The organism is Microbacterium sp. NPDC064978 (assembly GCF_044543605.1).
Taxonomy (GTDB): domain Bacteria; phylum Actinomycetota; class Actinomycetes; order Actinomycetales; family Microbacteriaceae; genus Microbacterium; species Microbacterium meiriae.
Map to the genome: position 1 here is coordinate 198,010 of NZ_JBITWF010000005.1, position 24,236 is coordinate 222,245.

Sequence of the window (24,236 nt, forward strand, 5' to 3'; positions counted from 1 at the left end):
TCACAGGTTAGCCCCGGGCGGGGCGCGGGCCCGTGATTGCGGAACCGATCCGCAGGTGTGTCGCGCCGGCGGCGATCGCCTCGGCGAAATCGCCGGTCATCCCGGCGGAGATCCAGGTCGCCTCGGGGGCGACCGATCGCACGTCGTCGGCGATCCGCCGCAGGCGGTCGAAGGCGGCCGTGGGCTCCTCATCGAGAGGAGCCACCGCCATGACGCCGCGGAGGCGCAGTGAGGGCAGGGTGAGCACGTGCTCGGCCAACGCCACCGCGGAGGCCGGGGCGACACCTCCGCGCCCTTCGTCCTCCGTCAGATTCACCTGCACGAGCACGTCGAGCACGTCGTCGTCCACGGCGGCTCGGTGCAGGGCATCGGCGAAGCGGTCACGGTCGACGGAGTGGACCACGTCGGCACTCCGCCTGATCGCGGAGGCCTTGTTCGTCTGGCCCTGTCCGATGAAGTGCCACTCGAGTTCGAGACCGGCGAGCTCGGTCTCCTTGGCGGTGAGCTCCTGCTGTCGGTTCTCCCCCACCGCGTGCACTCCGAGGGCGTGCAGATCGCGCACCAGGGAGGCGGGGTGGAACTTCGTGACGACGATCCGGGTGATCTCCGCCGGCGAACGGCCGGCGGCATGCGCGGCGTCGGCGATCCTCTCGTCGATCGCCGACAGCCGCGCGGCCAGGTCCGATGGCGCCGAAGCGCCGACCGGCATCGTCACTTCAGGAATTCGGGGATGTCGATGTCGTCGTCGGCGAAGGCCGGCTCGATGCTCGTCGCCGGCGTGCGAGGCGCCGACGGCGCCGCGGTGGGCTCCGGCGCGCTCTTCTCCGTCGCGGGCTCGGTGGTCTCCGACAGCGCAACCTCGGGAAGCGACGCGGTCGAAGGACGCGAGACGACCATCGGGTCCAGCCGCAGCGAGGGCTCGCCGCCATCGAAGCCGGCGGCGATGACCGTCACTCGGACCTCGTCGCCCAGCGTGTCGTCGATGACGGTACCGAAGATGATGTTGGCCTCCGGGTGCGCAGCCTCCTTGACGAGGTCAGCCGCATCGTGGATCTCGAAGATGCCGAGGTTCGAGCCACCCTGGATCGACAGCAGCACACCGTGCGCACCCTCGATCGAGGCCTCGAGCAGCGGCGACTCGACGGCGAGCTCGGCGGCCTTGATCGCGCGGTCGGCGCCGCGCGCCGACCCGATGCCCATCAGCGCGGACCCTGCTCCCTGCATGACCGACTTCACGTCGGCGAAGTCGAGGTTGATGAGACCAGGGGTCGTGATGAGGTCCGTGATGCCCTGCACACCGGCGAGGAGCACCTGGTCGGCGGTCGCGAACGCCTCGATCATCGAGATGCCGCGGTCGCTGATCTCGAGCAGACGGTCGTTCGGGACGACGATGAGGGTGTCGACCTCTTCCTTCAGCTTCGCGACGCCTGCCTCGGCCTGGCTCTGGCGGCGGCGACCTTCGAAGGAGAACGGCTTCGTGACGACACCGATGGTCAGGGCACCGATCGACTTCGCGATACGGGCGACCACCGGGGCACCGCCGGTACCCGTGCCGCCGCCCTCACCCGCGGTGACGAAGACCATGTCGGCGCCGGTCAGCGCCTGCTCGATCTCCTCCGCGTGGTCCTCGGCCGCGCGGCGGCCCACCTCCGGGTCCGCTCCGGCGCCGAGCCCGCGGGTGAGCTCACGGCCCACGTCGAGCTTGACGTCGGCGTCGCTCATGAGCAGCGCCTGGGCGTCGGTGTTGACGGCGATGAACTCGACTCCGCGGAGACCGAGCTCGATCATGCGGTTGACGGCGTTGACGCCGCCACCGCCGACGCCGACGACCTTGATCACGGCGAGGTAGTTCTGGTTCTGGCTCATGGCCGGCCTCCGATTAGTAGAGCCTGGAAGGGGCGAACCTTAAACCTCAACTAGAGGTGTAAAGTATTTCCCGGTATTGCGTTCTCTCAGATCGAAGGTAAGCGCCGCCTGCCCCTGCGCGCGCAGCGACATGGGCGTGTCGCGCCATTCCCGTCGAAACAGATCAGCCGACCACCGCGACGTCGGGTGAGGTGACGTCGATCGACGAGGCGTCGGGGTTCTTCACGAGCGCGGCGGAGAGCGCGAGCGCCTTCAACCCGGAGTCCTCTTGGCTCCCCCACACGACCGTGAGGCCCGAGTCGAGGGTCAAGGTCACGTCGTCCGCCGTCGAGGCGCGGACGCCGGTGAGCGCACTGCGGATGTCGGCAGGGAGAGCGCGGACCACAAGTCCCGCGCTGCGGAACGCCGGCGAGTCCATTCCCCCCTCGACCTCCACCAGCGGCTGCCCTGCCGGGCGTTCCGCCGTCGTCGAGAGGGCGACACCTGCGGCATCCACGAGAGTGAAGCCGGCACCCGACTCGACGACCCCGATCGGCGTGCGCTCCACGATGCGCACGGTCAGATCGTGCGGCGGTCGAGCCTCCAGGGCATAGGTCTCGATGAGCGGGAACGTCAGCAGCGCCGCCTTGACCTCGCTCGTGTCGACCAGGGCGAGGGGCGTCCCGAGCTGATCCGCCAGGGCCCCCTCGATCACCGCGGGATCGATCGTCGTGGTGCCGGTGACCGTGATGCGCTGCACGGCGAAGAGCGGGCTGTAAGCGGCAGCGACACTCCCCCCGATCAGCAGCACGACGGCCCCCACAGCGCTCAGCCAGACGATGCGGCGCCGCCGCGATCGGTGGGTGAACCGACGGATCTCCGCCCTGAGCGCCTTGCGGCGGGCGCGTGCCGCGCGCCAGACGTCCATCGAGGAACGGGGGCCCGCTTCCTCCTCCGTCTCCGCGTCGTCGGGCTCGACGGGCGCGGCGACGGCACCCTCGTCCGGAGCCGCCTGAGGCGCGGGACGCCGGCGGTGGATCCGCTCGGAGGCGACGTCCGTCTCCCCCGGAGTGTCCGGAGCGCTCGGGAGCGGGGGCGGCCGGCGCATGGGCTACGCCCCGTCGGTCCGGCGCAGCGACTCCAGCACCTGCGGGATGATCTGGTAGACGTTGCCGCAGCCGAGAGTCACGACGAAGTCGCCGTCCTTCGCGACAGACGCCGTGTAGTCGGCCGCTTCCTGCCAGTCGGCGACGAAGTGCACTCGGGACGGGTCGTCGAACGCCCCGCTCACCAGCTCGCCGGTCACGCCGGGCACCGGGTCCTCCCTGGCACCGTAGACGTCCAGCATCACGGTGTGGTCGGCGAGCTCCTCCAGGACGTCTGCGAACTCCTGGTACATGTGCTGCGTCCGCGAATACGTGTGCGGCTGCTGGATGGCGATCAGCCGGCCGGACCCGGCGATGCTGCGCATGGCCTCGAGCGCCGCACGCACCTCGGTCGGGTGGTGCGAGTAGTCGTCGTAGACGGTGACCCCGCGCTCCTCGCCGTGGCGCTCGAGACGACGGATCGTCCCCGCGAAGCCCTCGACGGCACGTACGGCGTCGCGGAGCGAATAGCCGAGCGCGAGGAGGACGGCGACGGCGCCGGTCGCGTTGATCGCGTTGTGCACGCCGGGGACCGCGAGCTGCATGCGCTCGGTCTCGCCGCCGTGCGAGACGGCGGCGGCGACGGGGCCCGAGGTGACGATCTCGCTGACGCGGACGTCGGCGTCCTCGGCCTGCCCGAACGTGAGGATGCGCGGGTGCGACAACCCGGCCAGCACGCGGAGTGCGCCGGGGTCGTCGCTGGAGATGACGACCGCCTCGGATGCCGCGTCCGCGAAGCGCACGAAGGCGTCGTGGAAGGCCTCATCGGAGCCGTAGTGATCGAGATGATCGGGGTCGACGTTCGTGATGAGCGCGACCGCGGTGTCGTAGAGGAGGAAGGTCCCGTCCGACTCGTCGGCCTCGATGACGAAGAGGTCGCCGTTCCCGGTCGCGCTGGAGGTGCCGAGCTGCTCGATCACGCCGCCGTTGACGAAGTGGGGATCGGCGCCGAGCGCGCGCAGAGCCGTGACGATCATGCCCGTCGAGGTGGTCTTGCCGTGGGCGCCGGCCACCGAGACGAGGCGTCGGGTGCCGATCAGCCAGTGCAGGGCCTGAGAGCGGTGGATGACGTGGAGGCCGCGCTCCTTGGCGGTGACGAACTCGGGGTTCTCCGGCCAGATGGCACCGGTGTGCACGACCGTGTCGGCGTCGCCGAGGTGGGCGGCGTCATGACCGACGTGGACGGTCGCCCCCGCGGCGGCCAGCGCCCGTAGGTTGTCGCTGTCGGCGCGGTCGCTGCCGGAGACGCGGATGCCCGCGTCGAGGAACATCTTCGCGAGTCCGCTCATCCCGGATCCACCGATGCCGATGAAGTGCGCGGAGGTGATCGTGTCGGGGATGGGGAGGGAGAGGTCGGGTCTGATCATGTCCGCTTCAGTCTACTTTTCGTTCTCGTCCGGACGGCGGCGTCACGCCGCACCGAGGGCACGGTCGATCATCGCGACGACGTTCTCGGTGCCGGTGCGGGTGCCCGCGGCCTCCGCCGCCTCCGCCATCCGCCGGATGCGGTCACGGTCACCGAGCAGCGGCACCACGATACGTCGGACCGCATCGCCGTCGAAGGTCGCGTCATCGAGGAGCTGAGCGGCACCGGCGGCCACGGCGGATCCTGCGTTCAACCGCTGCTCTCCGTTGCCCACCGAGTACGGCACGTACAGCGCGGGAATCCCGAGCGCGCTGATCTCGCTCACGGTGGCCGACCCCGAACGCGACACGATGAGATCGGCCAGCGCGAACGCGAGGTCCATGCGGTCGATGTACCGGCGGAGGGCGTACCCGGGCACTCCGGGATCCGGCAGGTCGCTGCGCTCCCCGGTGACATGCAGCAGCTGCCAACCGGCGGCGAGGATGTCGCGCCAGGAGTCCGCCAGGGCGTCGTTCAACCGCTGCGCTCCGAGCGAGCCGCCGAAGACCAGAAGGACAGGACGATCGGCGTCGAGCCCGAAGTACTCGGCGGCCTCGGCGCGTCGAGCCGCCCGGTCGAGCGTGATGACCTCGCGCCGCAGCGGCATGCCGACCACCTCGCTCCCGCGGAGCGGCGTCCCGGCGAACGCGACTCCCACACCCGCGGCCGCACGGGCACCGAGCACGTTCGCCAGCCCGGGCTTCGCATTGGCCTCGTGGACGACGAAGGGCACGCGCTCGCGACGCGCGGCGACGTAGGCGGGTGCGGAGGCGTAGCCGCCGAAGCCCACCACGATGTCGATCCCGTGCTGCCGGATGTGCGCACGCACCTGGGCGATCGCCCGGCGGAACCGCGCGGGGAACGCGGCGGCCTGCGCGTTCGGGCGCCGCGGGAACGGCACCTTGTCGACGATGAGCAGCTCGTAACCACGCTCGGGGACGAGACGGGACTCCAGGCCCTCCGCCGTGCCGAGCACGAGGATCGTCGCCGACGGGTCACGCTCACGCAGCGCATCGGCGACCGCGAGCAACGGATTGACATGGCCGGCGGTGCCGCCGCCGGCGAGGAGGTACGAAGTCACCTCGCGACCCTACCCCGCTCGGCTGACTGCTTCTCGGCGACCGGGATGGTCCGCGCGAAGGCCAGCAGGACGCCGCAGGCGACGAGCACGGCGAAGAGTGCCGTTCCCCCCTGGGACATGAACGGCAGGGGCACACCCATCACCGGGAACACGCCGATGACGACGCCGACGTTCAGGACGGCCTGACCGACGATCCAGACCGTGATCCCACCCGCGGCGACGCGGATGAAGGGGTCCGACGTCTTGCGAATCACATGGAACGCACCGACCGTGAAGAACGTGAACAGGGCGAGGACGACGATGCAGCCGATCAGCCCGAGCTCCTCGCCGACGATCGCGAAGATGAAGTCGTTGCCCGCGGCGGGGAGCCAGCCGTACTTCTCCTGGGAGTTGCCGAGGCCGAGTCCGAAGATCCCGCCGGAGGCCATGCCCCAGATGCCATGGATCGACTGGTAGCAGTCGGTGTAGTACAGCGCCATGTCATCGCACGTCGCGGTGATGCGACGCATGCGGTCCTCGCTGGAGAGCGCGTAGGCGAGCACCGCGACCACGCCCAGGATCATCGGGATGATGAAGAGGCGCAGCTTCACACCCGAGAAGAAGAGACAGCCGAGCAGGATGAGGACCATCACCATCGCGGTCCCGAGGTCCTTGCCGGCGAGGACGGTGCCGATGGCCAGCGCGCCGACCGGGATCACGGGGATGAAGACGTGATGCCAGGTCCCGAGCATGGTCTGCTTGCGCAGCAGGACCGCGGCGATCCACAGGGCGAGGGCCAGTTTGAGGAACTCGGACGGCTGCATCTGGAAACCCGCCACCTGGATCCAGTTCCGGTTTCCGCCGTCGGCGATGCCGAGCGGTGTGAACACGAGGAGCTGGAGGGCGATGGCTCCGAACAGCGCCGGCCAGGCCATGCGCTTGAGGAACGCCACAGGGAAGCGGCTGATGAGGAACATCATCGGGATACCGAGCAGGGCGAACACACCTTGCCGGAGAGCGCCGTCCAACGGGTTCTGCGCCTTGGCCACCGCCGTCGCGCTCGTCGCGGACAGCACCATCACGAGACCGAAGATCGTCAGGAGCAGGGCGGTCGACGCGATCAGCAGGAACTCGGTCGACACCGGGGTGAACCGGCGTCCGAGCGAGACCCGCGCGGCGAGGCCACCCGACTCAGACCGCGGAGGGCGAGCCACCTGCGTCATCGGCGCTCCCCCGATCGATCCACTCCCGCACCGCTTCGGCGAAGCGGTGGCCGCGATCCGCATAGCTGGAGAACTGGTCGAAGGACGCGGCGGCGGGAGCGAGGAGCACAGTGCCCTCCCCGTCGACGATCCCCGCCGCGATCTCCACGACGCGGTTCATGACCTGTCCAGTGTCGCCAGCTTCGACCTCGAAGACCGGCACCGTCGGCGCGTGTCGCTCGAATGCCGCGACGACGGCTGTGCGGTCCGCTCCGATGACGACCGCCGCGCGCGCGGTGGAGCCCGCGTCCGCGACGAGATCGGCGATGTCGACGCCCTTGAGATCACCGCCGACGACCCACACCGCACCGGGGTACGCGCGCAGTGACGACGCGGCCGCGTGCGGGTTCGTCGCCTTGGAGTCGTCGACCCAGGTGATGCCGGCGTGGCGCGCGACCACCTCGATGCGGTGCGCGTCCAGGCGGAAGGTCTGCAGCGCCCCGTGGATGGCCTCGGGCTCGACCCCGAGAGAACGGGCGAGGGCACTGGCGGCCAGGATGTTCTGAACGATGTGCGGTGCCGACAGCCCTGCGGCCTCCAGGTCGGCGACCGTGGTCAGTTCCAGGGCGCTGCGGGCTCGATCGTCGAGGAACGCCCGGTCGACGAGCAGCCCCTCCACGACGCCGAGATCGCTCGGGCCGGGGATACCGAGATCGAAGCCGATGGCGCGGGCGCCCTCGACGACGTCGGCCTCCTCGACCATCCGGCGCGTCGCCTCGTCGGCCTTGTTGGAGACGCAGGCGACCCGCGTGTTGCGGTACACCAGCGCCTTCGCGTCCCGGTAAGCCTGAGCGCTGCCATGCCAGACGAGATGATCGTCGGCGAGGTTCAGGCAGACTGCGGCGTGCGGGAACAGCTCCCCCTCCGAACGCGACAGTCCGAGGTACCAGAGCTGGTGGCTGGAGAGCTCGACGACGAGCACGTCGAAGCCGGCGGGGTCGCGGACCGCGTCGAGCACGGGGACGCCGATGTTGCCGCACGGCGCGGCGCGCAGGCCACCGGCGACGAGCAGCGTCGCCGTGAGCTGGGTCGTCGTCGTCTTGCCGTTGGTCCCGGTGATGAGCACCCAGTCCGCCGGCGTGCCGTCCGCGCGGAGGACCTTGTCGCGCACCCGCCAGGCGAGCTCGACGTCACCCCAGAGCGCGATGCCCTCGTCCTGAACCCAACGGATGACCGGGTGCGCCGGGGCGAAGCCAGGGGACGCGATGACGACCTCGGGCCCGAACGCCCTCAGCGCCTCGGGCACGGCGTCCAGCGGACCGAGCTCCAACCGGGCACCGATGACGGGGAGCAGGCGGGCGTACTCCTCCTCCGCGGACTCGCTGAGCACGAGGACGTCGGCACCGAGCTCGGCGAGGGTGTCGGCCACGGAGAAGCCGGTCATGGAGAGGCCGAGGACGGCGACGCGCAGGCCGCTCCAGTCGGCGTGCCAGCTCGTCAGCCCGGCCAGACGCTCAGCCGACACGGGTCAGCCATTCGACGTAGAAGAGCCCGACGGCCGACACCGCGAGAAGACCCGCGATGATCCACATGCGCACCACGATGGTGACCTCCGACCAGCCCCGCATCTCGAGGTGGTGGTGGAACGGGCTCATCAGGAACAGCCGCTTGCCGCGGGTGATCTTGAAGTAGGCGCGCTGCAGGATCACGGATCCGGAGGCGAGCACGAAGACGCCGGCGATGATGAGGAGCAGCAGTTCGGTGCGGGTCATGACCGCCATCGCGGTGATGACGCCACCGATGGCCATCGAGCCCACGTCTCCCATGAACACCTTCGCCTTGGGCGCGTTCCACCACAGGAACCCGATGAGGCTGGCGGCGAAAGAGGCCGAGATGATGGCGAGGTTGAACGGGTCGCGCACCTCGTAACAGCCGCCGAGCGAGCCCGGATCACCGCCGATGCAGGGCTGCTTGAACTGCCAGAACGCGATGAGGCTGTAGGCGCCGACGACGATCACGCCCGCGCCGGCGGCGAGGCCGTCGAGGCCGTCGGTGAGGTTGACGCTGTTGGAGGTCGCGACCCCGATGATCGAGATCCAGGCGAGGTAGAGGATCCAGCCCAGGATGACGCCGAACGCGAAGAGGTTCAGCCAGGTGATGTCCCGGAAGAGGGAGATCGACGCACTGGCCGGCGTCTGCCCCCACTTGTTCGGGAAGTTCAGTGCCACGATGCCGAAGGGGATCACGACGATGAGCTGACCGATCACCTTCCGCCACCCCGACAGCCCGAGGCTGCGCTGGCTGCGCACCTTCATGTAGTCGTCGATGAATCCGACCACACCGAAGCCGACCATGAGCCAGATCACCAGGATGGCGGACAGCGCCGGCGTCTCGCCGCTGACGAGGACCCCGGTGAAGTAGCCCACGATCGAGCCGAGGATGAAGATGACACCACCCATGGTCGGGGTGCCGCGCTTCGCCTCGTGGCTCGGGTTGCCCGCAGCCTCCGGGGTACGGATGACCTGCCCCCAGCCCCACTTGCGGAAGAGCCGGAGGAAGACGGGAGTCAGGAAGAGAGTGAAGGCGAGCGAGATGGCCGCCGCCATGATGAGGGACCTCACGAGAACAATTCTCCCAGACGATCGCCGAGATGCCGGAGGCCCACGGAGTTGGACGACTTCACCAGGACCCGGTCTCCGTCACGCAGCTCGGTACGGAGGTACTCGAACGCAGCGTCCTGGTCCGGCAGATGCACGGCTTCGCTGTCCCATGACCCCTCGCCGACGGCGGCGAGGTAGAGCCGCCGTGCCTCCGGGCCGACGACGACGATGCGTCGGATGTTGAGACGCACGGCGAGGAGGCCGATGCGATCGTGCTCTTCCCCTGCGCTCTCGCCGAGCTCGCTCATCGCGCCGAGGACGGCGACCGTGCGCTCGTCGGGGCCGGTGATCTGGGCGAGGGTCCGCAGGGCGGCCGCCATCGAGTCGGGACTGGCGTTGTACGCGTCGTTGATGATGCGGACGCGGTCGTTGCCCAGCGGCTGCATGCGCCACCGCTCGGCGATCTCGACGGTCTCCAACCGGGAGACGGCATCGGCCGGGGCCACGCCGAGCTCGACGGCGGCGGTGATCGCGGCGAGGGCGTTGCTGACGTGGTGGGCGCCGAGGACGCGCAGGCGCAGTGGCAGCCGCTCCCCTGCGACCTCGATCACGCACTGCGTGCCGGAGGCCGAGACCTCGATCTCCCGCGCGTGCACGACAGCCGCAGCCGACTGGCCGAAGCCGACGACCCGGAGGCCGCGGCTCTCCGCGAGCTCGCGCATCGCCCACACCCGGGCGTCGTCCGCGTTGAGCACGGCGATGCCGGGCACGCGGGCCGCGGCGACGAGCTCGGACTTGGCCTTCGCCGTGGCCTCGATGCCGCCGAAGCCGCCCGCGTGCGCCATGCCGACCATCAGCACGACCACCAGGTCCGGCTCGACGAGACCGGCGAGCCGCGCGATGCTGCCCGGCGCGGCGGCCCCGAACTCGCTCACCAGGAATCGGGTGTCGTGCGTGACGCGGAGCATCGTCACCGGGGCGCCGACCTCGTTGTTGAAGGACTTCACCGGGGCGACGGTCTCGCCCTCGTCCTCGAGGATGCGGGCGAGGAAGTTCTTGGTGGTCGTCTTGCCGTTCGAGCCGGTGATGCCGACGATGCGCAGGTTCCCCCCGGCGCGCACGCGCGCCACGACCTCGCGCGCCAGCTCGCCGAGGGCGACCACGGCATCGGACACGACGATCTGCGAGACATCGACGTCGACGGGGTGCTCGACGATCGCCAGGACCGCACCGGCTTCGGCGGCGGCACCGACGAAGCGGTGCCCATCGGTCTCGGCGCCGGGCTTGGCGACGAAGATCGACCCGGCCTCCATGGTGCGCGAATCGGTGTCGACGATCCCGTCGACCACCGTCTCCGGCGTGTGCTCTCCGGCCACGCGCAGTTCACCACCGATGGCGGCGGCGATCTCAGCGAGCGTCAGGGCGATCATGTCATCTCCATGCGCGGCTCTCGCCGGCTATCCGAACTTGGGGAGGAGCGCGTCCATCGGGACAGAGGACGGCATCACGCGATAGGTCTTCATCACCTGCGTCATCGCCTTCTGGAAGGCGGAAGCGGTGGCCGCGGACGATACAACCTTAGTCGGCTCGTCGAGGGTGACCACGACGACGTACTGCGGGTCGTCGACGGGCGCGAAGCCCACCATGCTCGTGTAGTACACGCCTGCCTTGTAGCCGCCCTTGCCGTCCGAGACCTGCGCGGTACCGGTCTTGCTGGTCACCCGGTATCCGGGAACCTGGATGCGATCGGCGTTCCCGCCCTGCACGGCGACGTTCTCGAGCATGCGGGTCAGATCGGCGGCGGTCTGCTCCTTCACGATCTGCTCGTGCTTCGGCTTCGGCGTCTCCGTGACCGTCCCGTCGGGCGCCGTGCAGGACTCCACCATCGACAGGTCGATCTTCTCCCCGCCGTTGGCGATGGCCTGGTACGCGCCGGCGAGCTGCGGGGCCGTCACCGTGAAGTACTGGCCGAACGTCGTCGTGTAGAGGGACTGGCTGTCCCAGTCGCTCACCGGGTGCAGGATGCCTCCCACTTCGGAGGGGAAGTCCAGGGTCTTCTGCCCGACCCCGAAGCGCTGCAGGTAGTCGTAGCGGACCTCGGGGGCGACCATCGTGCCGAACTTCGACAGCGCGGTGTTGGAGGAGTCGATCAGTCCGCCCGCGAGCGTGTAGTTGTAGGCCGGGTGGCTGAACGCGTCGTTGACCACGGCGCCGTTCGGGAAGGTCTCGCGCGAGGAGGCCGTCACGGTGCTGAGCGGGGTGAGGCCCGCACCCTCCATCGCCGCCGCCGCGGTGATCGCCTTGAACGTCGAACCGGGCTCGAAGTCGCGGTGGAAGATCTGGCTGTAGCGGGTCTCCGGAGTCGAGGAGTCCAGGTCGTTCGGGTCCATGGCCGGCCATTCGGCCGCGGCGCGGATCTTGCCGGTGCCCACCTCGACGACCGTGACGGTTCCGCCCTTCGCGCCCTGCTTCTGGGCCTCCTCGCCGATCATCTGCTGGAGGTACCACTGCAGGTCGCTGTTGATCGTGAGCTGCACGGTGCCGCCGTCGACGGCGTCGGTGACCGACTCGCTCCCCGGGATCACGACGCCGTCCTTGCCCTTGCGATACGTCTTCTCCCCATCGATCGGCGCGAGGCACGATTCCTCGAGCTGCTCGACGCCGGCCTTGGCCTCCCCGGTGTTGTCGAGGAAGCCCAGCACGTTCCCGGCGACCGCGCCGTTGGGATAGACCCGGGTCTCGCGCGGCGTCAGGGCGAGGTACGACCCCAGGCCGAGGTCGCGGAGCGCGATGAACTGCTCGGTGTTGAGCCCCGTCTTCAGGGGTGCGTACTGGCTGTTCGGGTTCTCGGCCAGGGCATCGGAGACGCGTTTGCGGATCTCGTCTCCCGGTACCCCCGTGATCGCGGCGATCTTCTCGGAGGCCTCGGCCCAGGGCAGCGCAGGATCCTTCTCCTCCGTGAGCCTGATGACCTGAGGACTGAGCTGCGCGTCGTAGACCATCACGCTCGACGCGAGGACTGTGCCCTCGGCGTCGACGATGGATCCCCGCTGTCCGGGGATCGTCGAGCCGTCGCCGATGTGCTCGAGGGATTGGTTGACGTGCTCGTCGGCGCTCACCACCTGGATGTCGATCAGGCGGACGACGAACGCCACCAGGATCGAAAGGATGACCGCCAGTGCGACGACGGTGCGTCGCCGCGGTCCGCGCGTGGCTCGTGTCGTCATGGGATCTCTCCGTCGATCGGGGATGGTCAGTGCGTCGTGGGGCTGGGCAGGCCGTCGGTGATGGCGGGCGGCAGGTCCTGCGCGGGCGGTGTACCGCCGGTCGCGTCGTCCCCGGCGTTCTCCGCCGGCGGGGTCTCCTCCGTGACGAGGACGTTGCCGACGGCCGCCTTCCCGTTGGGATCGATCGTGGAGACCCCTTCCGCCCCGGCGCCCGTCCCGAAGACGGCGCCGTCGCTGAGACGGAGGTAGGACGGGGCGCCCGCCACGACCATGCCGAGGTCGGCGGCGCTGCTCGCGAGCACCTGCGGGGAACTCAGCCCCGTCAGCTCCTCCTGCAGCGCGTCGGTCCGGAGGTCGAGTTCGCGCTGCTGGGACGTGAGCCCGGCGAGGGTGAACGAGTCCTGTGTGATGGCCAGCGAGAGCCCGACCTGCCCCGCACCGATGGCCAGGGCGCCGCCCAGCGCGACGAGCGCGTAGGCGAGCTTCGGCTTGCGGCGCCGTGCGGGCGCCGTCACCGGTCGCAGGCGCCGCTCGGGCGTCGTCTCCGGAGCGACCGGCTGCAGCGGCAGGGTCGGCTTGCGGACTGCGTTCATGCTCATGCGCTCTCCCGCACCTTCTCGGCGGCGCGCAGGCGCACCGGTATCGCACGCGGGTTGCGTGCGCGCTCTTCGTCATCGGCGAGTTCCGCGCCCTTGGTGAGGATGCGGAATCGGGGGGCGTGCTCCGGCAGCTCGACCGGCAGCCCGGCGGGCGCCGTCGAGGAGGAGGCGGCCGCGAAGGCCTGCTTGACCAGCCGGTCCTCGAGGGACTGGTACGACATCACGACGATGCGGCCTCCGACCGCGAGTGCGTCCATCGCGGCGGGGATCGCGTCCGCGAGGACGTTCAGCTCGGCGTTGACCTCGATCCGGAGGGCCTGGAACACGCGCTTCGCCGGGTGCCCGGATCGCTGCGCGGCCGCGGGGGTGGCGGCCACGAGGATGTCGACGAGTTCGCCCGATCGCGTGATCGGCTGCTTCTGACGGGCGTCGATGATGAAGCGCGCATACCGTCCGGCGAGCTTCTCCTCTCCGTACCGCTCGAAGATGCGCCGCAGGTTGCCCTCGCTGTAGGTGGCGATGACCTCGGCGGCGGTGATGCCCTTCGTCTGGTCCATCCGCATGTCGAGCGGAGCGTCCTTGGAGTATGCGAAGCCACGTTCGGCCTCATCGAGCTGCAGCGACGAGACACCCAGGTCGAAGAGGATCCCGGCGGCGCCCTGGGCGTGCAGGCCGATCTCGTCGTAGACGGTGTGGACGAGGGTCACGCGATCGCGGAACCGAGCGAGCCGCTCCCCCGCGATCTTCAACGCGTCGGTGTCCCGGTCCAGCCCGATGAGGCGGATTCCGGGGAATCGCTCAAGTAGCGCCTCGGAATGGCCGCCCATGCCGAGGGTGGCATCGACGAGCACGGCGCCGTCCTCCTGGAGGGCAGGTGCGAGGAGCTCGACGCAGCGGTCGAGCAGGACGGGGGTGTGGATGTCGCGGAGGTTCATGATCTCTCTCGGGTCCGACCTTCGGCTCTGATCCCCCTCCGCATCTCGACCCGGCACCGGGGAAGTGTGTCGGGGCGGGAGCGGCGGGGCATCACAGCCGTGGTCAGAACAGTCCCGGAATCACCTCCTGCTCCAGCTCGGCGTAGGACTCCTCGCCGGCGGCGAGGTACGCGTTCCAGCTCTCCGCGTCCCAGATCTCGGCGTGGGCGCCGACTCCGGTCACGATGAGCTCCTTCTGAAGACCCGCGTACTGACGCAGGTGGGCGGGGATGGTGATGCGGTTCTGGCTGTCGGGCATCTCCGCACTGGCACCGGAGAGGAACATGCGCATGAAGTCACGCGCCTGCTTGTTGGCGAGCGGGGCCTGACGGATCCGCTCGTGCATCGCCTCGAACTCGGCCGTGCTGAAGACGTAGAGGCAGCGCTCCTGGCCCCGGGTGACGACGATGCCGCCGCCCAGGTCCTCGCGGAACTTCGCGGGAAGGATGACCCGTCCCTTGTCGTCCAGCTTCGGTGAGTGCGTGCCCAGCAGCATCGGCCATCACCCCCTCTCCGTCCGGCCAACTCGAGGTGCGCCCCACTTTACTCCACTTTCCTCCACATTCCTACGACGAATCCAGGGTATCGTCCCTGTGCTTCCGCGGACCTCGCCCTACTTCCGCGACATTCCGCGGGGGAGCGAGGTGGAGCGCCAGTGGAGGGCCGGTGGAGGGCCGGTGGGGATCGGATGCCCAGCAGGCACGAAAAAGCCCGGATGCTCAGCATCCGGGCTTCGTGGTGGAGAGGAAGGGAGGAGGTCAGTGGCCGTCCTGGCGCCGATCCCATCGATCGTTCATGCGGTCCATGAAGGAGGAGGGGTCCTGCCGCTTCGGAGCGGTGCGGGTCCGGGGCTCTGCCGGTCCGGACCGTCGGACAGGGGTGACGGCCAGCATGACGCCGCCGAGCATGGCCGCGAAACCGATGACCCCGACGACGATGCCCCAGATGTCTCCGAGGATGACACCGACGACCAGTCCGCCGACGCCGGCCAGCAGGAGCAGAGCACCGTAGACGAGATTGCGATAGCTGAGCGTGCGATCGCCCGACGGCGCGCTCACGACGTCGGCGTCATTGTGCAGGAGATGGCGTTCCATCTCGTCGAGCAGACGTTGCTCCTGTTCGGAGAGTGGCATCTCGTCCCCCTCGGGTATGGTGCCCTCCAGTCTACGCGCGAGCGGCGTCCGGGGCTAGCGGTTCGGGCGTCTCATCCTTTACGTATGCTGGGAGTCGTGCCGTCCCCCTCCCCCTCCGTCGCCGACGCCGTGGCCGCGCGACTGGACCTGTTCCTCGACCGCATGCGAGCAGAGTCGGCGGGGTACGGCGACGACGCCGCCGCCTTCCTCGATGCGGCGTCCGACGCCCTCTCCGGAGGGAAGAGGCTGCGCGCCCGCTTCTGCCACGCAGGGTGGCGCGCCGTCTCCCGGTTCCGTGACCGTCTCGCCGTCGAGGACGACGCCCTGTGGGACCTCTGCGCGGCGCTGGAGATCTTCCAGTCCGCCGCTCTCGTGCACGACGACCTGATCGACAACTCCGACACCCGCCGGGGCCGTCCCGCGGCGCACCGGGCGCTCGAGGCCTCCCACCGCTCCGCCGGATGGTGGGGCGACGCCGCTGCCTTCGGGCGCGCCGGTTCCGTGCTGCTCGGCGATCTCCTCGTGGCGTGGAGCGACGACCTCCTGGAGTCGGCGCTCGACGGTCACGGCGCGGCACGGACCGTGCGCGCCGAGTACGCGCGCATGCGTCGCGATGTCACGACCGGACAGTTCCTCGACATCGCCGAGGAGTCGGCGTGGAGCGTCAGCGATGACCGCGAGCATGCGGAGCGCGCGCTGCGCGTGGCCTCGCTGAAGTCGGCGCGCTACAGCATCGAGCAGCCGCTCATCCTGGGAGCGAGCCTCGCCGGCGCCGACGCCGGGCAGACCGAGGCGCTGCGCCGCTTCGGGCACCCTCTCGGCCTCGCCTTCCAGTTGCGTGACGACGTGCTCGGCGTGTTCGGCGATGCCGCCGTCACCGGCAAGCCCGCGGGCGACGACCTCCGAGAGGGCAAGCGGACCGTTCTCATCGCGCTCACCAGGGAGAAGCTCGACGCACCCGCCCGGCGGGTGCTCGACGAGATGCTCGGAGACCCCGACCTGACGGCGTCGCAGGTCTCGTTCCTGCAGGAGACGATCGCCGGGACCGGAGCCCTCGAACGGGTCGAGACGATGATCGCCGACTACGCCGGAGAGGCCGATCGCGCGCTCTCCGGAGCCCGGCTCGAGGACGCCGCGGTCGGCGAGCTCCGCGATCTCGGCCGAGCGGCGACCGTGCGCTCCTCCTGAACAGGTCGCTCAGGCGAGGGTGCGCGCGAGCCGACGGACCTCGCTCTTGTGCCCGGCGAGCAGAGAGGCGATCGGGGAACGCCCGAGGGTCTCGTCCTCGGCGAGCAGCCAGTCGATCAGTTCGTCATCGGAGAAGCCGGCATCCTGCAGGACGATGATCGTCCCGCGCAGGGAGCTCAGCGGCTCGCCGTCCACGATGAACACCGCAGGAACGGCGAAGACGCCGCTGCGCCGCGAGCCGACGAGGTAGTGCTCGTCGATCAGACGACGCACGCGGCCGAGGGGCTCGCCGAGCACCTCGACGAGGTCGGGCATGGTCAGCCACTCGAGGGCGGCGTCAGGGGTTGCAGCGACGTTCTCAGACACGTTGCCACTATCTCACCTCGGCCCCCGACGCGCATATCCATCACTTCCGTCACATTCGTCACACCTGTCACTTCTGTTGACATCTCTATACATCCGTGTCAGCGTGAAGTGCTCGAAAAGGGGGCTGACGTGATCTTCCAGACAGCCGTGGCCGGCGCCCTCGCCGCCACTCTGACGGCGACACCCGCCGCCGCGCCCGCACCGCCGGTCGCGCCGCACGAACGGCATCGGATCGCTCCGGTGCGCGTCGCACCGACGCAGAACATCCCGCCCTCGCACGTCGTGCAGCCGGGGGACACGGTCGCCGGCATCGCCGGTCGTCACGGACTGCGCACCGCTGACGTCCTCGGCTGGAACGGCCTCTCCTGGCGCTCGGTCATCTATCCGGGGCAGACCCTGCATCTGCGCGCCCCGGCCTCGGCACCCGCGCCGGCGCCCACGTCGGTGCCTGCGGCGACGAAGACCCACACGGTCGTGGCGGGCGACACCGTCTTCGGCATCGCCCGGAAGTACGCCACCTCGATCGGTGCGATCCTCGCCGCCAACGGCCTTCCCGACGGCGCCATCATCTACCCGGGACAGAAGATCGTCGTATCCGGAGGCGCGGCTTCCGCTTCCCCTCCGGCACCCGCGGCCGCACCCGCGGCGGCACCCGCGACGCCCCCGCAGAGCGGCGGCAGCGCCCACACCGTCGCCGCAGGCGAGACGCTGTTCTCGATCGCTCAGCGGTACGGGACCACCACGCAGTCCCTCTTCGCCTGGAATGACCTCGGCCCGTCGTCGATCATCTACCCGGGTCAGCGCCTCGCCGTGCAGGCGCCTGCCCCGAAGCCCGCCGCTGTGCCGACCGGACAGCGCAGTGCGACCCTGACGGCCGAGCAGGCTGCCAACGCCGCGCTCATCATCCGCGTGGGCCGCGAACTCGGAGTATCCGACCGCGGGATCGCCATCGCCCTCGCCACCGGCATGGTGGAGTCGGATCTCCGCAACCTGGACTGGGGGGATCGCGACTCGCTCGGGATCTTCCAGCAGCGCCCGAGCACCGGCTGGGGCACCCCGGCGCAGATCATGGACGCGGAGCGGAGCACGCGGGTCTTCTACGGCGGCACGGGCGACCCGAACGGGCACACCACCCGCGGACTGCTCGACATCGCGGGCTGGGAGTCGCTGCCCTTCACCGACGCGGCGCAGGCCGTGCAGATCTCCGCCTACCCCGATCGCTACGGGCAGTGGGAGGCCCAGGCGTACGCATGGCTCGCCCAGCACGGGTGAGGCCGCCGGAAATCCGGATGACCCGAGGGGTGAGGCGTTCCCGGGGCTTTCAGCCATTCGTCCATAGACTTCTGTCGTGACGACCAATCATCAGGCCGACCCCCTCATCGGGCGGCTTGTCGACGGTCGGTACCGTGTGCGTGCGCGGATCGCCCGCGGCGGCATGGCCACGGTCTACGTCGCCACCGACCTCCGCCTGGAGCGCCGCATCGCCTTGAAGGTCATGCACGCGCACCTCAGTGACGACTCCGCGTTCCAGAGCCGGTTCATCCAGGAGGCCCGCGCCGCGGCCCGCCTCGCCGACCCGCACGTCGTCAACGTCTTCGATCAGGGCCAAGACGGCGAACTCGCCTACCTCGTCATGGAGTATCTGCCAGGGATCACTCTGCGTGAGCTCCTCCGAGAGCAGAAGCGCCTCACGGTCGCTCAGACGATCACGATCATGGATGCCGTTCTCGCCGGGCTGTCCGCCGCGCATCGGGCGGGCATCGTCCACCGCGACGTCAAGCCGGAGAACGTCCTGCTCGCGGAGGACGGCCGTATCAAGATCGGCGACTTCGGACTCGCGAGAGCCACCACCGCGAACACCGCCACCGGGCAGCAGCTCCTCGGGACGATCGCGTACCTCGCGCCGGAGCTCGTCACCCGCGGTACCGCCGATGCCCGTAGCGACATCTACGCCCTCGGCATCATGCTCTACGAGATGCTCGTCGGAGAGCAGCCCTACAAGGGCGAGCAGCCGATGCAGATCGCGTTCCAGCACGCCACCGAGTCGGTCCCCCGACCCAGCGTCCGCAATCCCTCGGTGCCGGAGCAGCTCGATGAGCTCGTGCTGTGGGCCACGGAGAAGTCCCCGGACGAGCGTCCGGACGACGCCCAGCAGATGCTGGAGCGCCTGCGGGAGATCGAGCGCGAGATCGGTGTCGCGCCCGCCGTGACCCGGACCACCGGCGCCTCCCGGGATCAGTCGGACTCCGGCGACCTCACCAAGGTCATGCCGGGCACCATGCTCCTGCCGGAACCGGCGACGGCCACCTCCCCCGGGATCGACAACGCCACCATCCTCCGGCGGCGGGCCGCCAAGCGCCGCGCCCGTGGCACGTTCCTCCTCTCCCTCGTCCTCCTGCTCGCCGTCCTCGCCGGCGGCGTGGGCTGGTGGTTCGGCTCCGGTCCCGGCTCGCTGATCGCGGTGCCCGCCGTGGCGGGCCAGACGTACGACGAGGCGGCGGCAGACCTCACGGAAGCCGGCTTCGAACCCGCCCAACGCGACGAGTTCTCCGTCGACGTCGAGAAGGGCATCGTCATCGAGACGGACCCCGGCGAGGGCACCAGGATCGACAAGGGCACCACCGTCGCCGTCGTCGTGTCCGCCGGCCCCGCCTCCCACGACCTCGCCCCTGTGGCCGGACAGCCTGCCGAGGACGTCCGGGCCGCGTTGCAGGCGGCGAACCTCGAGATCACCGACGACGAGGAGTACTTCACCGACGCCGCGGCCGGATCGGTCATCAACGTCCGCATCACTCCCCGTGACGGCGGCGATGCCTTCGGCTGCGATGAGGGCTGCACCGTCCACGAGAAGGACACCGCCACGATCCAGGTGTCGCGCGGGCCGGTGCCCGACGTCACGGACATGACCGTCAAGCAGGCGACCGAGACGCTCACCGGCAAAGGCCTCAAGGTGGCGGAGGAGAACATCTACCGCCCGAGCGATTCCATCGGCAAGGACCGGGTCATCGGATACGCGGACCGCACCCAGGAAGGATCCTGGCGTCCTGGCGAGACGATCCAGCTGATCGTCTCGCAGGGCCCGCCGCTGTTCGATGTGCCGGATGTCTCCGGGATGACGCGCGACGAGGCCACCGGCGCGTTGCGAGACGCCGGATTCACCTGGAGCTACACGAGCAGCACGGGTCTGCCGGACTCCGTGTGGGACCTCCTCGCGAACGAGAACACGCGCGTGGAGTCGTACAGCCCATCCGAACCGCAGCGGAAGGGCGCGAGCATCACCCTCACCATGAGCTTCGCCGGCTGACGCCGACACGACGAAGGGGCCGGAACATCGTTCCGGCCCCTTCGTGCGTCCGCCCGTGGCTCAGCGCTTCTCGAGCTCCTCGGCCACCAGGAACGCCAGCTCCAGGGACTGCATGTGGTTCAGGCGCGGGTCGCACAGGCTCTCGTAGCGGGTCCCCAGGGCCGCCTCGTCGATCTGCTCCGATCCGCCCAGGCACTCGGTGACGTCGTCGCCGGTCAGCTCGACGTGGATGCCGCCGGGGAACGTGCCGACCGCCCGGTGCGCCTCGAAGAAGCCGCGGACCTCGTCGACGACGTCGTCGAAGCGACGCGTCTTGTACCCGGTCGGCGTCGTGATGCCGTTGCCGTGCATGGGGTCGGTGACCCAGAGCGGCTGGGCACCCGACTCGCGGACCGCCTCCAGCAGCGGGGGCAGCGCATCGCGGATGCGGCCGGCGCCCATACGCGTGATGAAGGTCAGCCGGCCGGGCTCGCGCTCCGGGTCGAGCTTGTCGATGAGTGCCAGTGCCGTCTCCGGCGTGGTGGTGGGGCCCAGCTTCACGCCGATCGGGTTCCGGATCTTCGAGAAGTAGTCGACGTGCGCGCCGTCGAGCTCGCGCGTGCGCTCCCCGATCCACAGGAAGTGGGCGGAGGTGTTGTACGGGGTGTCCGTCCGCGAGTCGATCCGCGTCATCGGGCGCTCGTAGTCCATGAGCAGACCCTCGTGACCGGTGAAGAACTCGACGCGCTTGAGCTCGTCGAAGTCGGCGCCGGCGGCCTCCATGAACTTGATCGCACGATCGATCTCGGCGGCCATGCGCTCGTACCGCTGGTTCGCCGGGTTCTGCGCGAAGCCCTTGTTCCAGGAGTGCACCTCGCGGAGGTCCGCGAAGCCACCCTGCGTGAACGCCCGGATGAGGTTCAGCGTGGAAGCGGCGGTGTGGTAGCCCTGCAGCAGTCGACCGGGGTCGGCCTGACGGGATCCCTCGGTGAAGTCGTAGCCGTTCACGATGTCGCCGCGGTACGCCGGCAGGGTGACCTCGCCGCGCGTCTCGGTGTCGCTGGAGCGCGGCTTGGCGAACTGCCCGGCCATGCGCCCCATCTTGACGACCGGCATGGACGCGCCGTAGGTGAGCACGACGGCCATCTGCAGCACCGTCTTGATGCGGTTGCGGATCTGCTCGGCCGTGGCCCCGGCGAAGGTCTCGGCGCAGTCGCCGCCCTGCAGCAGGAAGGCCTCCCCGGAGGCCGCCCTGGCGAGACGGTCGCGGAGGTTGTCGACCTCACCGGCGAAGACCAGCGGCGGAAGGCTCGAAATCTGCCGGGAGACGTCGGCGACGCGGTCGGCGTCTGGCCACTGCGGCTGCTGCTTGATGGGAAGCGAGCGCCAGGCATCAAGGGCGTCGATGTGGTGCGGAAGCATGCGTCCAGCCTAGTGGGCGGCACCACCGCCGAGACGCGCCGGGGGCCTATGTGACGCGCGTCGGAAGACGGTCCTTGACCGTGGACGCGTAGACGTCCTCGTACTCCTGCTGACCGAGGCGCTGGAGGGCCACCATGATCTCGTCCGTGACGGACCGGAGGATGTAGCGGTCGTTCTCCATGCCCGCATAGCGGGAGAAGTCCAGCGGCTCGCCGATGACGATCCCGACCCGCATGACCCGCGGGATACGGCGGCCGATGGGCATGGCGGTGTCGGTGTCGACCATGATGACCGGGATGACCGGGACCTTGGCTTCGAGCGCCATCCGGGCGATGCCGGTGCGGCCGCGGTAGAGCTTGCCGTCGGGGCTGCGCGTGCCCTCGGGGTAGATGCCCAGCAGGTCGCCGCCACCGAGCACCTGCAGGCCGGTGTTGAGGGAGGCCTCGGACGCCTTGCCGCCGGAGCGGTCGATGGGGATCTGACCCGTCGCCTTCATGAAGAAGCGGGTGGACCAGCCCTTGAGGCCTCGTCCGGTGAAGTAGTCGCTCTTCGCGAGGAACGACATCGACCGATCGATCACGAGCGGAAGGAAGATCGAGTCCGCGAAGGAGAGGTGGTTGCTGGCGAGGATCGCCGCCCCGGTCGCGGGCACGTTCTTCCGCCCCACGATCCAGGGACGGAACACGGCCTTGACCACAGGGCCGATCACGACGTACTTCATCAGCCAGTAGAACATCGAGGTGAAGTCTAGCGCCGCGACGCGGATCGCCCTCATGTTCCTCGTCGGGCGACCCGCAAAGCGACTGAGTTCCACCCTGACCGCGACCGGGTGCCATGCCCTAGACTCGGACCAACGCCCGTGCCCGACCGGTACCGAAGGAGCTGCCGTGGTCCAGTTTGAAGTCCCCGCGATCGTCCCCGCCGATCCCGACGCGAACGTCGCCGACCTGCTTGCGAAGCGTGTGGAGGCGACTCCCGACCGGGCGCTGTTCTCCGTCCCGCAGGGCGACGGATGGCGCGACATCACCGCCGCCGACTTCGAGACCGCGGTCATCGCGCTGGCGAAGGGGTTCGCCGCCGCCGGCATCCAGCCCGGCGAGAAGGTGGGCTTCCTCGCCCGCACCACGTACGAGTGGAGCCTCGTCGACTTCGCGCTCTTCTATGCCGGTGCCGTGATGGTGCCGATCTACGAGACGAGCTCGCCGTCGCAGATCCAGTGGATCCTCGAGGACTCGGGCGCGATCGCCCTCCTCGTCGAGTCACCGGAGCACTTCGCCCGCGTCGACGAGGTGCGCGGCGACCTTCCGCTCCTCCGAGAGGTCTGGCAGCTGCACCTGGGCGCGATCGACACGCTCACCGCGCAGGGGGCATCCGTCTCGGATGAGGAGATCCAGCGTCGCCGCGGCCTCGCCGTCGGCTCCGACATCGCGACCCTCATCTACACCTCGGGCTCCACCGGACGACCGAAGGGCTGCGTGCTCACCCACAGCAACTTCGTCGAGCTGTCCCGCAACTCCGCCAAGGCGCTCGACGAGGTCGTGCAGACGCCCGGCTCGTCCACGCTGCTGTTCATCACGACCGCGCACGTGTTCGCCCGCTTCATCTCCATCCTCAACGTGCACGCCGGGGTGCGCACCGGCCACCAGCCCGACACGCGTCAGCTGCTCCCTGCCCTCGGCTCCTTCAAGCCCACCTTCCTCCTCGCGGTCCCCCGCGTGTTCGAGAAGGTCTACAACTCCGCCGAGCAGAAGGCCGAGGCGGGCGGCAAGGGCAAGATCTTCCGCGCCGCCGCCGACGTGGCGATCGAGCACTCCCGGCTGCTCGAGGAGGGCAAGAAGATCCCGTTCGGGACGAAGCTCAAGTTCGCGCTCTTCAACAAGCTCGTCTACTCCAAGCTCCGCGAGGCCATGGGCGGCAACGTCGTCTACGCGGTGTCGGGCTCCGCTCCCCTCGGCGCGCGCCTCGGTCACTTCTTCCACAGCCTCGGCGTGGTGATCCTCGAGGGCTACGGCCTGACCGAGACCACGGCGCCCGCGACGGTGAACCTCGCCTCGAAGTCGAAGATCGGCACGGTCGGCCCCGCCCTTCCCGGGGTCGGGGTTCGTCTGGCCGACGACGGCGAGATCGAGGTGCGCGGCATCAACGTCTTCAAGGAGTACTGGAACAACCCGGCGGCCACCGCCGAGGCGTTCAGCGACGGCGGCTGGTTCCACACCGGCGACATCGGCAGCTTCGACGCCGACGGCTTCCTCACGATCACGGGGCGCAAGAAGGAGATCATCGTCACGGCGGGTGGCAAGAACGTCGCTCCGGCCGCACTCGAGGACCCGATCCGCGCGAACCCCATCGTCGGGCAGGTCGTCGTCGTCGGCGACCAGCGCCCGTTCATCTCGGCCCTCGTCACCCTCGACCCCGAGATGCTGCCGACCTGGCTCGCGAACAACGGCCTCGACGAGAAGATGACCCTCGCGCAGGCCTCGACCAACGCGCAGGTCCGTGCCGAGGTGCAGCGTGCGGTGGACGCGGCGAACGAGCGGGTGTCGCGCGCCGAGTCCATCCGCAAGTTCACGATCCTGGACTCGGAGTGGACGGAGGCCTCCGGCCACCTCACCCCGAAGCTGTCGATCAAGCGGAACATCATCATGAACGACTTCGCCGACGAGATCTCCGCGATCTACGACGAGCCGGTCGCCACGACCAACGTCGCCATCGGCGGCTGACCCGCGCGTCGACCCACCCCCTTCTGACCGAACCGGCCCCTTGCGCTCGTGCGCAAGGGGCCGGTTC

General features: G+C 69.6%; 21 protein-coding genes. 4 read left to right on the plus strand and 17 right to left on the minus strand.

Translation table 11 applies throughout. From position 1 onward, the window contains the following. Positions 1-7: 7 nt before the first annotated feature. The 14 genes from ACIGJI_RS16475 to ACIGJI_RS16540 form a co-directional block, all read right to left on the minus strand. The gene (locus tag ACIGJI_RS16475; RefSeq protein WP_363447484.1) at positions 8-709 is read right to left on the minus strand and encodes a YggS family pyridoxal phosphate-dependent enzyme; all 702 of its coding nucleotides are present in this window, start codon (positions 707-709) and stop codon (positions 8-10) included. A 2-nt stretch (positions 710-711) separates the two neighbouring features. Further along, the gene (ftsZ, locus tag ACIGJI_RS16480) at positions 712-1,866 is read right to left on the minus strand and encodes a cell division protein FtsZ (protein WP_187661791.1); all 1,155 of its coding nucleotides are present in this window, start codon (positions 1,864-1,866) and stop codon (positions 712-714) included. Between the two features lie 163 nt (positions 1,867-2,029). Continuing rightward, positions 2,030-2,953, minus strand: coding sequence for an FtsQ-type POTRA domain-containing protein (locus ACIGJI_RS16485; protein WP_280564150.1), 924 nt, complete (start codon positions 2,951-2,953; stop codon positions 2,030-2,032). A 3-nt stretch (positions 2,954-2,956) separates the two neighbouring features. After that, a complete protein-coding gene (gene murC / locus ACIGJI_RS16490; protein ID WP_280564152.1) occupies positions 2,957-4,357 on the minus strand; it encodes a UDP-N-acetylmuramate--L-alanine ligase in 1,401 nt (466 codons plus the stop codon). Between the two features lie 42 nt (positions 4,358-4,399). Next, a complete protein-coding gene (locus tag ACIGJI_RS16495) occupies positions 4,400-5,476 on the minus strand; it encodes a UDP-N-acetylglucosamine--N-acetylmuramyl-(pentapeptide) pyrophosphoryl-undecaprenol N-acetylglucosamine transferase (protein ID WP_363447352.1) in 1,077 nt (358 codons plus the stop codon). Then, the gene (gene ftsW / locus ACIGJI_RS16500) at positions 5,473-6,678 is read right to left on the minus strand and encodes a putative lipid II flippase FtsW (protein ID WP_187661795.1); all 1,206 of its coding nucleotides are present in this window, start codon (positions 6,676-6,678) and stop codon (positions 5,473-5,475) included. Before ftsW ends, ACIGJI_RS16495 begins: the two co-directional genes overlap by 4 nt. Then, positions 6,647-8,182, minus strand: coding sequence for a UDP-N-acetylmuramoyl-L-alanine--D-glutamate ligase (gene murD, locus ACIGJI_RS16505; RefSeq protein ID WP_363447355.1), 1,536 nt, complete (start codon positions 8,180-8,182; stop codon positions 6,647-6,649). Before murD ends, ftsW begins: the two co-directional genes overlap by 32 nt. Further along, the gene (mraY, locus tag ACIGJI_RS16510; protein ID WP_025105090.1) at positions 8,172-9,278 is read right to left on the minus strand and encodes a phospho-N-acetylmuramoyl-pentapeptide-transferase; all 1,107 of its coding nucleotides are present in this window, start codon (positions 9,276-9,278) and stop codon (positions 8,172-8,174) included. The genes murD and mraY overlap by 11 nt, the downstream gene beginning before the upstream one ends. Further along, a complete protein-coding gene (murF, locus tag ACIGJI_RS16515) occupies positions 9,275-10,687 on the minus strand; it encodes a UDP-N-acetylmuramoyl-tripeptide--D-alanyl-D-alanine ligase (protein ID WP_187661797.1) in 1,413 nt (470 codons plus the stop codon). Before murF ends, mraY begins: the two co-directional genes overlap by 4 nt. Positions 10,688-10,714: 27 nt before the next feature. Then, positions 10,715-12,484 carry a penicillin-binding protein 2 gene (locus ACIGJI_RS16520; RefSeq protein WP_259955145.1) on the minus strand — a complete coding sequence of 590 codons (1,770 nt, stop codon included), beginning with the start codon at positions 12,482-12,484 and terminating at the stop codon, positions 10,715-10,717. A gap of 26 nt (positions 12,485-12,510) precedes the next feature. Continuing rightward, positions 12,511-13,083 (minus strand): hypothetical protein, encoded by a 573-nt coding sequence (locus ACIGJI_RS16525; RefSeq protein WP_187661799.1) that lies wholly within the window; start codon positions 13,081-13,083, stop codon positions 12,511-12,513. Next, entirely contained in the window at positions 13,080-14,018 is a 939-nt protein-coding gene (gene rsmH, locus ACIGJI_RS16530; RefSeq protein WP_071329847.1) for a 16S rRNA (cytosine(1402)-N(4))-methyltransferase RsmH, read from the minus strand. The genes ACIGJI_RS16525 and rsmH overlap by 4 nt, the downstream gene beginning before the upstream one ends. 103 nt (positions 14,019-14,121) lie before the next feature. Then, positions 14,122-14,553: a division/cell wall cluster transcriptional repressor MraZ gene (gene mraZ / locus ACIGJI_RS16535; RefSeq protein WP_025105095.1), complete on the minus strand. Its 432-nt coding sequence runs from the start codon at positions 14,551-14,553 to the stop codon at positions 14,122-14,124. A gap of 262 nt (positions 14,554-14,815) precedes the next feature. Next, a complete protein-coding gene (locus ACIGJI_RS16540; RefSeq protein ID WP_363447357.1) occupies positions 14,816-15,190 on the minus strand; it encodes a DUF3040 domain-containing protein in 375 nt (124 codons plus the stop codon). A gap of 162 nt (positions 15,191-15,352) precedes the next feature. Here ACIGJI_RS16540 and ACIGJI_RS16545 point away from each other — a divergent pair, with 162 nt between their 5' ends. Further along, positions 15,353-16,378 carry a polyprenyl synthetase family protein gene (locus ACIGJI_RS16545; protein WP_363447486.1) on the plus strand — a complete coding sequence of 342 codons (1,026 nt, stop codon included), beginning with the start codon at positions 15,353-15,355 and terminating at the stop codon, positions 16,376-16,378. A 9-nt stretch (positions 16,379-16,387) separates the two neighbouring features. On the opposite strand, the gene ACIGJI_RS16550 is transcribed toward ACIGJI_RS16545, so the two are convergent. Next, positions 16,388-16,744: an Rv2175c family DNA-binding protein gene (locus ACIGJI_RS16550; protein ID WP_327036728.1), complete on the minus strand. Its 357-nt coding sequence runs from the start codon at positions 16,742-16,744 to the stop codon at positions 16,388-16,390. 129 nt (positions 16,745-16,873) lie between these two features. On the opposite strand from ACIGJI_RS16550, the gene ACIGJI_RS16555 reads away from it, so the two are divergent. Both ACIGJI_RS16555 and pknB read left to right on the plus strand, forming a co-directional pair. Beyond that, positions 16,874-18,016: a LysM peptidoglycan-binding domain-containing protein gene (locus ACIGJI_RS16555; RefSeq protein WP_363447360.1), complete on the plus strand. Its 1,143-nt coding sequence runs from the start codon at positions 16,874-16,876 to the stop codon at positions 18,014-18,016. Between the two features lie 76 nt (positions 18,017-18,092). Beyond that, positions 18,093-20,048 (plus strand): Stk1 family PASTA domain-containing Ser/Thr kinase, encoded by a 1,956-nt coding sequence (gene pknB, locus ACIGJI_RS16560; protein ID WP_363447362.1) that lies wholly within the window; start codon positions 18,093-18,095, stop codon positions 20,046-20,048. Positions 20,049-20,108: 60 nt separating this feature from the next. Here the strand turns inward: pknB and ACIGJI_RS16565 are convergent, their stop codons facing one another. After that, on the minus strand, positions 20,109-21,449 hold the full coding sequence (locus tag ACIGJI_RS16565) for a class II 3-deoxy-7-phosphoheptulonate synthase (RefSeq protein WP_187661804.1): 1,341 nt from the start codon (positions 21,447-21,449) through the stop codon (positions 20,109-20,111). 46 nt (positions 21,450-21,495) lie between these two features. After that, a complete protein-coding gene (locus ACIGJI_RS16570; RefSeq protein ID WP_187664181.1) occupies positions 21,496-22,185 on the minus strand; it encodes a 1-acyl-sn-glycerol-3-phosphate acyltransferase in 690 nt (229 codons plus the stop codon). A gap of 151 nt (positions 22,186-22,336) precedes the next feature. Here ACIGJI_RS16570 and ACIGJI_RS16575 point away from each other — a divergent pair, with 151 nt between their 5' ends. After that, entirely contained in the window at positions 22,337-24,169 is a 1,833-nt protein-coding gene (locus ACIGJI_RS16575; RefSeq protein ID WP_363447364.1) for a long-chain fatty acid--CoA ligase, read from the plus strand. Positions 24,170-24,236: the final 67 nt, after the last annotated feature.